At 58.0% G+C, this 12,926-nt stretch carries 12 protein-coding genes and 1 pseudogene; 9 read left to right on the top strand and 4 right to left on the bottom strand.

All coding sequences use genetic code 11. From position 1 onward, the window contains the following. Window positions 1–91 precede the first annotated feature (91 nt). The 3 genes and pseudogenes from V6P94_RS22545 to V6P94_RS22535 all read right to left on the bottom strand — a co-directional run bounded on the left by V6P94_RS22545 (window position 92) and on the right by V6P94_RS22535 (window position 3,370). Window positions 92–1,408, bottom strand: a complete 1,317-nt coding sequence (locus V6P94_RS22545; protein ID WP_133076265.1) for an MFS transporter — start codon at window positions 1,406–1,408, stop codon at window positions 92–94. Window positions 1,409–1,666: 258 nt separating this feature from the next. After that, window positions 1,667–2,371 (bottom strand): annotated as a pseudogene (locus V6P94_RS22540) (transporter associated domain-containing protein); the annotation flags it as partial. A gap of 186 nt (window positions 2,372–2,557) precedes the next feature. Further along, on the bottom strand, window positions 2,558–3,370 hold the full coding sequence (locus V6P94_RS22535; protein WP_133076264.1) for an inner membrane protein YpjD: 813 nt from the start codon (window positions 3,368–3,370) through the stop codon (window positions 2,558–2,560). 208 nt (window positions 3,371–3,578) lie between these two features. Between V6P94_RS22535 and ffh the strand changes: the two genes are divergently transcribed. The 6 genes from ffh (at window position 3,579) to V6P94_RS22505 (ending at window position 7,661) form a co-directional block, all read left to right on the top strand. Beyond that, a complete protein-coding gene (gene ffh / locus V6P94_RS22530) occupies window positions 3,579–4,955 on the top strand; it encodes a signal recognition particle protein (protein ID WP_016781914.1) in 1,377 nt (458 codons plus the stop codon). 249 nt (window positions 4,956–5,204) lie between these two features. Further along, on the top strand, window positions 5,205–5,456 hold the full coding sequence (gene rpsP / locus V6P94_RS22525) for a 30S ribosomal protein S16 (protein WP_095001251.1): 252 nt from the start codon (window positions 5,205–5,207) through the stop codon (window positions 5,454–5,456). A 5-nt stretch (window positions 5,457–5,461) separates the two neighbouring features. After that, entirely contained in the window at window positions 5,462–6,001 is a 540-nt protein-coding gene (rimM, locus tag V6P94_RS22520) for a ribosome maturation factor RimM (RefSeq protein ID WP_133076263.1), read from the top strand. A 2-nt stretch (window positions 6,002–6,003) separates the two neighbouring features. Next, entirely contained in the window at window positions 6,004–6,756 is a 753-nt protein-coding gene (gene trmD / locus V6P94_RS22515; protein ID WP_338648702.1) for a tRNA (guanosine(37)-N1)-methyltransferase TrmD, read from the top strand. 45 nt (window positions 6,757–6,801) lie between these two features. Continuing rightward, window positions 6,802–7,152: a 50S ribosomal protein L19 gene (rplS, locus tag V6P94_RS22510; protein WP_003440273.1), complete on the top strand. Its 351-nt coding sequence runs from the start codon at window positions 6,802–6,804 to the stop codon at window positions 7,150–7,152. Between the two features lie 95 nt (window positions 7,153–7,247). Further along, the gene (locus V6P94_RS22505; RefSeq protein WP_019822086.1) at window positions 7,248–7,661 is read left to right on the top strand and encodes an acyl-CoA thioesterase; all 414 of its coding nucleotides are present in this window, start codon (window positions 7,248–7,250) and stop codon (window positions 7,659–7,661) included. A 137-nt stretch (window positions 7,662–7,798) separates the two neighbouring features. On the opposite strand, the gene V6P94_RS22500 is transcribed toward V6P94_RS22505, so the two are convergent. Beyond that, the gene (locus tag V6P94_RS22500) at window positions 7,799–9,598 is read right to left on the bottom strand and encodes a sodium:proton antiporter (RefSeq protein WP_219261656.1); all 1,800 of its coding nucleotides are present in this window, start codon (window positions 9,596–9,598) and stop codon (window positions 7,799–7,801) included. Window positions 9,599–9,718: 120 nt separating this feature from the next. Here V6P94_RS22500 and xerD point away from each other — a divergent pair, with 120 nt between their 5' ends. The 3 genes from xerD to V6P94_RS22485 all read left to right on the top strand — a co-directional run bounded on the left by xerD (window position 9,719) and on the right by V6P94_RS22485 (window position 12,911). Continuing rightward, window positions 9,719–10,615 (top strand): site-specific tyrosine recombinase XerD, encoded by an 897-nt coding sequence (gene xerD, locus V6P94_RS22495; protein WP_133077779.1) that lies wholly within the window; start codon window positions 9,719–9,721, stop codon window positions 10,613–10,615. A 123-nt stretch (window positions 10,616–10,738) separates the two neighbouring features. Further along, a complete protein-coding gene (locus tag V6P94_RS22490; RefSeq protein WP_133077778.1) occupies window positions 10,739–11,470 on the top strand; it encodes a thioredoxin fold domain-containing protein in 732 nt (243 codons plus the stop codon). Between the two features lie 136 nt (window positions 11,471–11,606). Further along, window positions 11,607–12,911: a homoserine dehydrogenase gene (locus V6P94_RS22485; protein ID WP_133077777.1), complete on the top strand. Its 1,305-nt coding sequence runs from the start codon at window positions 11,607–11,609 to the stop codon at window positions 12,909–12,911. The last annotated feature ends 15 nt before the right edge of the window (window positions 12,912–12,926 follow it).

Raw genomic sequence — 12,926 nt, 5'->3', positions numbered from 1 at the left:
TCGCTGCCGAGGCACGAAGGCTGCGAGCTTTTAAACTTTAAGAGCTCGCAGCCTTCGTGCCTCGACAGCGATTACGGATTTCCTGCGCCGATCAGGCCACCTTGTTCAGGTCAGCCTCTTTCGTTTCTTTCAGGCACAGCACAGCGATCAGGCTGAGCACTGCCGCACCCGAAACATACCCGCCCACCCAGCTCAAACCGCCCATGCTCACCAGCTTCTGGGCAAAGAACGGTGCGGCCGATGCGCCCACAATCCCGCCCAGGTTGTACGCCGCCGATGCGCCGGTATAGCGCACGCGGGTCGGGAACAGTTCAGGCAGCAGGGCGCCCATGGGGGCAAAGGTCACGCCCATCAGAAACAGCTCGATGCACAGAAACAGCGCCACGCCCCAGGTCGAACCCTGGGTGAGCAGAGGCTCCATCAGAAAGCCCGACAAGATCGCCAGTACACCGCCGACAATCAGCACCGGCTTGCGTCCATATCTATCGCTGGCCCAGGCTGAAAGAGGTGTTGCAGCGGCCATGAACAGCACGGCAAAGCACAGCAGGCCGAGGAAGGTCTCGCGGGTATAGCCCAGCGTGGACACGCCATAACTAAGCGAAAACACGGTCGAGATATAGAACAGTGCATAGCACACGACCATGGAGGCGGCGCCCAGCAGCATCGGTGCCCAGTATTGGCTGAAGAGCTCAACGATGGGCATTTTCACCCGCTCGTGTTGCGCTACGGCTTTGGCAAACACCGGTGTTTCTTCCAGTTTCAGGCGCACATACAAGCCGACCATCACCAGCGCCGCACTCAGCAGGAAGGGGATGCGCCAGCCCCATGAGCGGAACTGCTCATCGCTCAGGCTCATGGCCAGAATCAGGAACAGGCCGTTGGCTGCCAGAAACCCGATCGAGGGCCCCAGTTGCGGGAACATGCCATACCAGGCGCGCTTGCCTTTGGGAGCGTTCTCGGTGGCCAGCAATGCTGCGCCGCCCCATTCCCCGCCCAACCCGAGCCCCTGACCGAAGCGCAGCACGCACAGCAGGATCGGAGCCCAGGCGCCGATCGTGGCGTAACCTGGCAGCACGCCGATCAGCGTGGTGCACACGCCCATCAGCAGCAAGGAGGCGACCAGTGTGGATTTGCGCCCGATACGGTCACCGAAGTGGCCAAACAGGAAAGAGCCCAGCGGGCGGGCGAGAAAGGCAATGCCGAAGGTCAGGAACGCCGACAGCATCTGCGCCGTGCCGGAGGTCTGCGGAAAAAATACCGGGCCAATGACCAGTGCGGCGGCGGTGGCATACACGTAAAAGTCGTAGAACTCGATGGCCGTGCCGATAAAACTGGCCGTGGCAACGCGGGTTGCGGAGTTGGCCGGCTTGTCGGGCGAGGCTTCGCTGTAAGTAGTGCTGGAGGTCATGCGTAAATCCCTGACAGTTATGAGCTCATTGGCCGATGCCAGCCTTTGCGGCGTGACGTGGCGAGCAATTTTTATGGTCGTTTGCCCTGGGGGATAACAGGGTGCAAGCGCAGTTCAGGATGGGAGCGTACGCAGGTACTGCGTAAAGCAACGCGCCGACAGCGCTGGGTGCGGGTAGCACGCGTGTCGGCGAGGCTTGGGTAAGCGAGGAAGATTATAGGGAGGCCCGTTTAAATGTAACAAGACCTTACGCGGCGATTAAGCCGCGGGCTTGACGCTGTTGTGCCAGATAAGCACTCGGCTGACGCGGTTATCTTCGGTCTGGAGGATCTCCAGGCGGTAGCCGCCGATCTTCAGGCATACCGTGGTTTCCGGGATGGTTTCCAGCGCTTCGGTGACAAGGCCGTTGAGGGTTTTGGGGCCGTCGCAGGGCAGGTGCCAGCCCAGGGCTTTGTTCAGCTCGCGTATGGAGGCTGCGCCATCAATCACATAGCGTCCGTCGGGCAGGGGATCGATATGGGGGTTGTCGATGTTTTGCTCATCTTCGAACTCGCCCACGATTTCTTCGAGGATGTCTTCAAGTGTCACGATGCCCAGCACTTCGCCGTACTCATCGACCACCACGCCCAGCCGACGCTGCTGCTTGTGGAAGTTCAGCAGTTGCAGTTGCAGCGGGGTGCTTTCGGGGATGAAGTAAGGTTCATGGCAGACGGCCAGCAATGCCTCTTTGGTCAGGCTGGCATCAGGCAGCATGTGTTGAATGTGGCGGGTGTTGAGGATGGCTTCGACCTGATTGATGTCGTTGTGAAACACCGGCAGGCGCGTGCGTGTGGTCTGGCGTAGTTGTTCGATCAGGTCTTCGATCGGATCATCCAGATTGAGGCCCTCGACTTCGCTGCGCGGGATCAGGATGTCGTTGACCGTGATGTTGTCCAGCGCATGGATACCGGAAAGCAGGTGCGGGCGACTGTTGTTTTGCTCGTCCAGTTGCTGGGGCGCTTCCTCGCGCGGTTGCAGGGCTTCTGCACGCTTGGCCGCTGCGCCAGTCTTGCCCAGAAAATAGCCGACAAGTATCCCGGCTCCTGCGATCAACAGCGCCGAGACCGCCAGAATCGGCCCAGGGGGCAAGCTATCCATAATTATCGCCCGTCAGATATGCAGAATGTATTCACGAACCAGCTTGCTGCCAAAGTAGGCCAGCATCAACAGGCAAAAGCCGGCAAACGTCCAGCGGATGGCTTTGTGGCCGCGCCAGCCGAGGTGATAACGGCCCAGCAGGAGCACGCTGAATACGATCCATGCCAGGCAGGCCAGCAAGGTTTTGTGCACCAGGTGCTGGGCGAACAGGTTGCCCAAAAACAGCCAGCCGGAAATCAGGGACATCGAGAGCAGTGACCAGCCGGCCCACAAGAAGCCGAACAGCAGGCTTTCCATGGTTTGCAGCGGCGGGAAGTTTTTGATCAGGCCCTTGGGATGCTTGTGCTTGAGCTGATAGTTCTGCAGCGACAGCAGCAATGCCTGGAACACCGCGATGGTGAACATGCCATAGGCCAGGATCGACAGCAGGATATGCGCGAGTATGCCGGGCTCTTCATTAATGACCTGAACCGTGCCGGGCGGCGCGAATTCGGACAGCAGCACTGTCAGCATGCCCAGCGGATATAAAAGCAGCAGCAGGTTCTCGACCGGTATCCGTGCGCAGGCAACCAGGGTCACGGTGATCACGGCCGCGGCAATCAGGCTGGCTGCACTGAAAAAGTCCAGTTCAAGGCCGGCAGGCGTCATCAGGTGGGTAAACAGGCTGGCGGCGTGGGCGAGCACGGCAAGAATGCCAAGCGTCACCAACAGGCGTTTGTTCGCCTTTGCGCCTTGGCGCAGGCAAGAGCCTTGATAGAAGGTCGCAGCGGCATATAAGCAGGCGGCGGCGAGGCTGGGTAGCAAGCTGGGTGACAAGGGGAGCATAAATCCTGTTAGGCAAGCCCGAAAGGACTGAGTTTGGCATACAACCGCCTGTACACGAAAGACCACATAAGCCGACGGCAAGGTGTCGGACACGGCCAGTCTTCGCTATAATCCGCGACCTGCCCACGCCGCAGGCTCGCCGAGCATCAGTTTTACACGGGCTGGGCCGCAATAACCCCGGTCTACTTTGGGCCTGAAAGGATCGCGCATGTTTGAAAATTTAACCGATCGTCTCTCGCAGACGCTGCGCCATGTCACCGGCAAGGCCAAGCTGACCGAGGACAATATCAAAGACACCCTGCGTGAAGTGCGCATGGCGTTGCTGGAAGCCGATGTGGCGTTGCCAGTCGTCAAAGACTTCGTCAACGCGGTCAAAGAGCGCGCTGTAGGCACAGAAGTGTCCCGCAGCCTGACGCCTGGCCAGGCGTTTGTGAAGATCGTCCAGGCTGAGCTTGAAAGCCTGATGGGCGCTGCCAACGAGGATCTGGTCCTCAATGTCACGCCGCCAGCCGTTGTATTGATGGCCGGTTTGCAGGGTGCGGGTAAAACCACCACCGCCGGCAAGCTGGCGCGCTTCCTTAAAGAGCGCAAAAAGAAAACCGTGATGGTGGTCTCGGCCGACGTTTATCGTCCGGCAGCGATCAAGCAGCTCGAAACCCTGGCCAATGAAGTCGGCGTGACCTTCTTCCCGTCCGACTTGAGCCAGAAGCCGGTAGACATCGCTCGCGCAGCCATTGCTGAAGCGAAGCTGAAGTTCATCGACGTGGTCATCCTCGATACCGCGGGCCGCCTGCATATCGATGCCGAGATGATGGCCGAGATTCAGGAGCTGCACGCGGCCGTCAAGCCTGCTGAAACCCTGTTTGTCGTTGACGCCATGACCGGCCAGGATGCGGCCAACACCGCCAAGGCTTTCGGCGACGCATTGCCGCTGACCGGCGTGATCCTGACCAAGGTCGACGGTGATGCCCGTGGCGGTGCGGCGCTGTCCGTGCGTGCCATTACCGGCAAGCCGATCAAGTTCATCGGTATGGGCGAGAAGAGCGACGCGCTTGAGCCTTTCCACCCGGACCGTATCGCTTCGCGCATCCTGGGCATGGGCGACGTGCTCAGCCTGATCGAGCAGGCCGAACAGACCCTCGATAAAGACAAAGCCGACAAACTGGCCAAAAAGCTCAAGAAAGGTAAAGGCTTCGACCTCGAAGACTTCCGCGACCAACTGCAACAGATGAAGAACATGGGCGGCCTTGGCGGCCTCATGGACAAGCTGCCGAACATGGGTGGCGTCAATCTGGCGCAAATGGGCAATGCCCAGGGCGCAGCTGAAAAGCAGTTCAAGCAGATGGAAGCCATCATCAACTCCATGACCCCGGCCGAGCGCCGCGACCCTGAGCTGATCAGCGGTTCGCGTAAACGCCGTATTGCCATGGGTTCCGGCACTCAGGTGCAGGACATCGGTCGCTTGATCAAGCAGCACAAGCAGATGCAGAAGATGATGAAAAAGTTCTCCACCAAAGGTGGAATGGCCAAAATGATGCGCGGCATGGGCTCGATGATGCCCGGCGGCGGCATGCCAAAAATGTAATTTACCCGCCCGTACGCTTGCGTGCGGGCAACTCGCAGCAATGCGAGACACCCGGCAAACCCGCACTGTGCGGGAGCTGACCTGTCACCATTCATGGTGATCTCGTTGCAAGTCTGTACGGCATGCCGATAGGCGCCAGAAAAAGACATTTGCAAAAGTCCGGATATTCCTTAGAATATGCGGCCTTTCGGGCACCTATGCCCGCTGTGCCTTTAGATTTGCAGCACCGACTACAGGAACGATGTTCACATGCTAACAATCCGTCTTGCCCTTGGCGGCTCCAAAAAGCGCCCGTTTTACCACTTGACCGTTACCGACAGCCGTAACCCACGTGACGGTTCCCACAAGGAACAAATTGGTTTCTTCAACCCGGTTGCCCGTGGTCAGGAAATCCGTTTCTCCGTTAAAGAAGACCGCCTCGCCTACTGGCTGAGCGTTGGTGCTCAACTGTCTGAGCGTGTTGCTCAGCTGGTTAAAGAAAACGCTAAGGCTGCGGCCTGAGCAATATGAGCGTGACGCCTGAAACTGCTGATGATTTGATCGTTATCGGCAAAATCTATTCGATTCACGGCGTGCGCGGCGAAGTGAAGGTTTATTCCTTTACGGATCCAATTGATAACCTGTTGGACTACAAAAAGCTGACGCTTCGGCGCGGCAATGATGTACGACAGGCAGAGCTGGTCAGTGGCCGTTCTCATAACGGCAAGTTTCTGGTTGTGAAGCTCAAGGGTCTCGATGACCGTGATGAAGCTGGTCTTCTTCGTGAATTCGAAATCTGCGTGCCGCGTAACCTGTTTCCTGAACTGACCGACGGCGAGTACTACTGGTACCAGCTGCAGGGACTGAAAGTGACCAACCTTGAAGGGCAATTGCTCGGCAAGATTGTTGACCTGATGGAAACTGGCTCGAACGATGTCATGGAAGTCAAACCTTGCCCAGGTAGCCTGGATGATCGCGATCGCTTGTTGCCCTATACAGAGCAATGCGTGCTGAGCGTCGACCTGGTAGCGGGCGAGATGAAGGTGGATTGGGATGCGGACTTCTAAGCGTGGCTAAATTGCGCGTAGAAGTGATCAGTTTGTTTCCCGAAATGTTTTCCGCCATCAGCGACTACGGCATCACTAGTCGTGCGGTGAAACAAGGGCTCTTGCAGCTGACTTGTTGGAACCCGCGAGACTACACAACGGACCGACATCACACTGTGGACGATCGCCCATTTGGCGGTGGTCCGGGCATGGTGATGAAGATCAAGCCTCTGGAAGATGCACTGGTTCAGGCCAGAGAAGCAGCCGGAGAGGCGGCGAAGGTTATTTACCTGTCGCCCCAAGGCCGTCAACTGAATCAGTCGGCGGTACGCGAACTGGCGAATGAGGAAGCATTAATCCTCATTGCAGGTCGTTATGAAGGCATTGACGAGCGTTTTATAGACGCTTATGTCGATGAAGAGTGGTCGATTGGTGACTATGTACTCTCTGGTGGCGAGCTACCGGCGATGGTTCTGATTGATGCGGTTACACGACTGCTGCCTGGAGCTTTAGGGCATGCGGACTCCGCGGAGGAAGATTCCTTCACGGATGGTTTGCTGGATTGCCCGCACTACACCCGACCGGAGGTGTATGCGGATCAGCGTGTTCCCGACGTATTGCTTAGTGGCAATCATGCACACATCCGGCGTTGGCGTTTACAGCAGTCCCTTGGGCGGACCTTTGAACGACGCGTCGATCTTCTGGAAAGCCGCTCGCTTTCTGGAGAAGAGAAGAAGCTGCTCGAGGAATATATCCGCGAGCGGGACGATAGTTAACAACGTATCGATGGTAGATCAGTTGATCTACCTTAGGAGCACAGCATGACTAACAAAATCATCCTTGCACTCGAAGCAGAGCAGATGACCAAAGAGATCCCTCCTTTTGCCCCGGGCGACACCATTGTCGTTCAGGTGAAAGTGAAGGAAGGCGATCGTTCGCGTCTGCAAGCTTTCGAAGGTGTAGTGATTGCCAAGCGTAACCGTGGCGTGAACAGTGCTTTCACTGTTCGTAAAATCTCCAACGGTGTTGGCGTAGAACGTACTTTCCAGACCTACAGCCCGCAAATCGACAGCATGGCAGTGAAACGTCGCGGTGACGTTCGTAAAGCCAAGCTGTACTACCTGCGTGACCTGTCCGGTAAAGCAGCTCGCATCAAGGAAAAACTGGCTTAAGTCCAGCTTCCCGATGCAGAAAAAAGCAGCCTTCGGGCTGCTTTTTTGTTGCCTGAGATTTGTCATACCTTTGTCCAGTTGTAGGTAGTAAAAGCATGACTTTGCGTGAGCAAGAGATTCAACGTCGTACTGAATTGTCCGTTACCCGTATTACCAAAGCGGTTTTCCCATCGACCACCAATCACCACAACACCCTGTTTGGCGGCACTGCGCTGGCCTGGATGGACGAAGTATCGTTTATCGCCGCCACTCGTTTTTGTCGTCTGCCGTTGGTGACGGTGTCTACCGATCGCATTGACTTCAACCACCCCATTGCCGCGGGTTGCATCGTTGAGCTGGTGGGGCGAGTGGTTAAAGTCGGCAACACCAGTCTCAAGGTTGAGGTTGAGGTGTATGTCGAAAGCATGAGTTGCGATGGCCGCGAATTGGCCATCCAGGGTTTGTTCAGCTTTGTTGCCATCGATGATGACAAGCGCCCGGTGCCGGTGTTGCCAGGGTTTGCCTCGTAAAACGGCATTGCGCAGTTTTGTGAGCAGCGCATTACATGTGGGAACTGGCTTGCCTGCGATGCAAGCGCCGCAGTCTGGCTGGCACACCGCAGGGATGCCATCGCGAGCAAGCCCGCTCCCACAAGGAAGGTGGGGCTTCAGCTCTGCTGCCTGATCAGTGCCAGCAACGTCCACCCGGTACCCGGTTTCAGCTCGCTGTCGGGTGTCACCACATGGACCCAGCCATTCCCGTCCCGGGCGAACAGCAGGGTGACGCGTTTACCGTGCAGGTTCTGGTAGTCCTCCCAGGTGAAGTTGTCGGTCAAGTTCGTGCTGTACAACTCGGCACCCTGACTCAGTTCACTGGCCAGCTGGCCATAGGTCAGTGCCGGGTTGCCCAGCGCTTGCCCACGGTACTCGTGACTGGCGCGATGTTTGTCGGTGCGCCGGCTTTCCTGGCCATTGGTCAGGGCAAACAAGCGCTGGGGGCCGAACTCGTGGTGAAAACGAACCGCTGCCAGGGTGTTCAGCTCGCCAGACGGCGACAGGGCGAGCAAATACCCCAGGCCCACCAGGTCAAGATGGGATTCGGCGTGCTCTGATGCCGGGTTGCCAAAGTAAGTCGGCAGGTTTTCCATGCGCGCTGAGCGAATGTTTTCCCAGTTGGAGTCGGTCAGCAGTACCCGGCTGCCCAGTTGCTGAAGGGCTTTGCCAATGATCCGGGCCGGGCCATTGGCGCCGACGATCAAAAAGCCGCTGGGTGCGGGCTCGGCCACTTTCAGCAGGCGGGCCAGAGGCCGTGCCGTGGCGCTTTGCAGTACCACGGTGCCAATGATCACCGCAAACGTAAGCGGCACCAGCAGCAACGCGCCTTCGTGACCCGCTTCGTCCAGCCTGATTGCAAAAATCGCTGAAACGGCAGCCGCGACAATTCCGCGCGGAGCAATCCAGGCAAGTAGAGCGCGTTCACGCCAGTTCAGTTTTGAGCCAAACGTTGAGAGCACGACGTTCAGTGGACGAGCAATAAACTGAATAATCAGCAGCAACACCAGCACCACCGGCCCGAGGCCGATCATGGCGTTCAAGTCCAGGCGCGCGGCGAGCAGAATGAACAGGCCCGAGATCAGGAAAATGCTCAGGTTCTCCTTGAAGTGCAAGATGTTGCGTACATCCACGCCTTTCATGTTGGCCATCCACATGCCCATCAGCGTGACCGCCAGCAAGCCCGATTCATGCATGGCCTCATTGGCACCAATAAACACAGCCAGCACCGCCGCCAGTGTTGCCAGGCTTTGCAGATACTCGGGCAGCCATTGGCGGCGCACGATGTGCCCCATGATCCAGCCGCCCACGATGCCGAACACGCTGCCGCAGACAATCACCCCGGCAAAGGTCAGCAGGCTGTGGCTCAGGCCTTCGCCCGTGGCGCTGGCGATGATGAAGCTGTAAACCACGACCGCGAGCAACGCCCCAATCGGGTCGATGACAATGCCTTCCCAGCGCAGGATAGTGGCAATAGACGCCTTGGGCCGCACGACACGAAGCATCGGCACAATCACCGTCGGCCCTGTGACCAGCGTCAGGGTGCCGAACAGCAAGGCCAGCAGCCAGTCAAAGCCCAGCAGCCAATGGGTAGCCAGGGTGATCACCGCCCAGGTCGAGAGCGCTCCGATCGTGACCAGTCGATGCACCACTGTGCCGATTTCGCGCCACTCGGACAGGTGAAGGGTCAGGCTGCCTTCAAACAGAATCAACGCCACAGCCAGAGAAACCAGCGGCATCAGCAAGGGGCCGAACAGCTCTTGAGGGTTAAGCCAGCCCAATACGGGGCCCACTAAAATCCCGGTCAACAGCAAAAACAGAATGGCCGGCAACTTCAGTCGCCAGGCCAGCCACTGGGAGCCCAGGGCTGCGATGCCGATACCGCCGAAAGACAGCAAAATCTGTTGTTCGGTCATAAGGTGATCCTGTAGGAACTTGGGGTTTATGGCGTGCGCCGGCTATGAAAGACTAGCGGCCACTTTTGCACTTCACTTTTTATTTGTGCGCAGCCTCTGGCCTGCGCATTTCGAGAGCCAATGCCCGCTATAGACGATCCACTTATCGACCGTTTCCTGGATGCCTTGTGGTTGGAAAAAGGCCTTTCGGACAACACTCGCGGCGCTTATCGCAGTGATTTGGCCTTGTTCAATGGCTGGTTGGGCGAGCGCGACATTGCGTTGATCAATGCCGGGCGCGAATTGATCCTCGATCACTTGGCCTGGCGACTGGAGCATGGCTACAAGCCCCGATCCACCGCGCGCTTCCTGTCAGGCGCGCGGGGGTTCTATCGTTACTTGCTGCGAGAAAGGCTGATTGCCGTCGACCCGACGCTGCAAGTCGATATGCCGCAGTTAGGCCGGCCGTTGCCCAAGTCCCTGTCAGAGGCCGACGTTGAGGCGCTGCTCGCCGCTCCGGATCTGAGTGATGCCATCGGTCAGCGTGATCGGGCCATGCTCGAAGTGTTGTATGCCTGTGGCCTGCGGGTGACAGAGTTGATCAGCCTGACCCTGGAGCAGATCAATCTGCGTCAGGGGGTGTTGCGGGTGATGGGCAAGGGCAGCAAGGAGCGCCTGGTGCCGATGGGGGAGGAGGCCATCGTCTGGGTTGAGCGCTACATGCGCGATGCCAGGCATGAGCTGCTCGCAGGGCGCCCCAGTGATGTGATGTTTCCCAGCCAGCGAGGTGAGCAAATGACTCGCCAGACCTTCTGGCACCGCATCAAGCATCAAGCCAAAGTCGCGGGGATCGACAAGTCACTGTCGCCTCATACCTTGCGTCACGCCTTCGCCACCCATCTGCTCAACCACGGCGCCGACCTGCGTGTGGTGCAAATGCTGCTGGGGCATAGCGACCTGTCCACGACCCAGATCTACACCCATGTGGCCCGTGCCCGCCTGCAGGACCTCCACGCCCGCCATCACCCGCGTGGCTAGTGGTAGTCGGTCATGCAAGCCATCTGTGGTAGGCTTTGCCGGTTCAGAAAGCGCGCCGCCCCCACTCGAAGTTCCATGTCGGGTATTGCGGGTTGGCCGCGTTGCCCGTCTTCAGGAGTTCCCATGCGCGTGACCCAGATTTTTGCCGCCGCAGCCATTGCGTTGGTCAGTACGTTTTCGTTCGCCGACACCGGCGCCGAGCAAGCTATTCGCAAGAGCCTCGAAACGCTGCAGCTGGATGTTCCGGTCGAGAGCATCAGCGCAAGCCCGATGGCCGGCCTGTATGAAGTCAAACTCAAGGGCAGTCGCGTTCTGTACGCCAGTGCGGATGGACAGTTCATCGTTCAAGGCTATATGTTCCAGCTCAAGGACGGTAAGCCGGTCAATCTGACCGAGCAGGCAGAGCGTGTTGGCGTCGCCAAATTGATCAATGGCATTCCGGTGGCAGAGACCGTCGTTTACCCTGCAATCGGTGAAACCAAGTCGCACATCACGGTCTTTACCGACACCACTTGCCCGTATTGCCACAAATTGCACGCCGAAGTCCCTGAGCTGAACAAAATGGGGATCGAAGTGCGCTATGTTGCATTCCCGCGTCAGGGCCTTGGTTCTCCAGGTGACCAGCAACTGCAGGCCGTCTGGTGCTCCAAGGACAAAAAGTCGGCGATGGACAAGATGACTGACGGTAAAACGGTCGAGGCGCCAAAATGCGCCAACCCGGTCGCCAAGCAGTTCGCGATGGGCCAGTCCATCGGTGTAAATGGCACGCCAGCCATTGTTTTGGCTGACGGTCAGGTAATTCCGGGTTATCAGCCTGCTGCACAGGTTGGCAAGCTGGCACTCAGTGTTAAATAATCCTGCATCGTCACGGTAAGCCTTTGACGATCATGGCGGGGCAGTCCAACTGCCCGGCTATTAATAGAGAACCGTGGCAATCCACGGTTGTTTTCCACGGCCGACCTTGAGTCGGCCGTTTTATGGGGAGTTCAGCGTGAATCCGGTCAAAGTAGGTATCTGTGGGCTCGGGACCGTCGGTGGCGGCACCTTCAACGTACTAAAGCGTAACGCCGAAGAGATTGCGCGCCGTGCCGGGCGTGGTATCCAGGTTGCGCAAATTGCAATGCGTACGCCAAACCCTCAGTGCGACATTACCGGTACCCCCATTACCAACGATGTATTCGCTGTTGCGACCAACCCTGAAATCGACATTGTCATCGAGCTGATCGGTGGTTACACCATCGCTCGTGAGCTGGTGCTCAAGGCCATCGAGAACGGCAAGCATGTAGTGACTGCGAACAAGGCACTAATTGCCGTTCACGGTAACGAAATCTTCGCCAAGGCCCAGGAAAAGGGCGTGATCGTTGCGTTCGAAGCGGCCGTTGCAGGCGGCATCCCGGTGATCAAGGCCATTCGTGAAGGCCTGTCGGCCAACCGCATCAACTGGGTTGCGGGCATCATCAACGGTACCGGTAACTTCATCCTCACCGAGATGCGTGAAAAAGGCCGTACGTTCGAAGACGTGCTGGCTGAAGCGCAAGCGCTGGGGTATGCCGAAGCCGACCCGACGTTCGACGTTGAAGGGATCGATGCAGCACACAAGCTGACGATTCTGGCGTCGATTGCCTTCGGTATCCCGTTGCAATTCGACAAGGCCTACACCGAAGGCATCACCAAGCTGACAACCGCTGACGTGAATTACGCTGAAGCCCTGGGTTACCGCATCAAGCACCTGGGTGTTGCGCGCAGCACGGCCAATGGTATCGAACTGCGTGTTCACCCAACGCTGATTCCGGCTGATCGCCTGCTGGCCAACGTCAATGGCGTCATGAACGCCGTCATGGTCAATGGTGATGCTGCCGGTTCGACCCTGTTCTACGGCGCAGGTGCGGGCATGGAGCCAACGGCTTCGTCCGTGATTGCCGACCTGGTGGACGTGGTTCGCGCCATGACCAGCGACCCTGAAAACCGTGTGCCGCACCTGGCCTTCCAGCCAGACCTGTTGTCCGATCACCCGATCCTGCCGATCGATGCGTGTGAAAGCGCATACTACCTGCGTATCCAGGCGAAGGATCATCCGGGCGTATTGGCTCAAGTGGCCAGTATCCTGTCCGAGCGCGGTATCAACATCGAGTCGATCATGCAAAAAGAGGTCGAGGAGCACGATGGTCTGGTGCCAATGATTCTGCTGACCCATCGGGTCATCGAGCAGCACATGAACGATGCGATCACGGCGCTTGAAACGTTGCAGGGCGTAGTGGGGCCAGTGGTTCGTATCCGAGTTGAACATCTCAATTAATTGATAGCGCCAAGC

It is taken from the genome of Pseudomonas sp. ML2-2023-3 (assembly GCF_037055275.1).
Taxonomy (GTDB): Bacteria; Pseudomonadota; Gammaproteobacteria; order Pseudomonadales; family Pseudomonadaceae; genus Aquipseudomonas.
The sequence above is the reverse complement of the archived record's forward strand: the minus strand, read 5'-3'. Positions and strand labels throughout refer to the sequence as shown.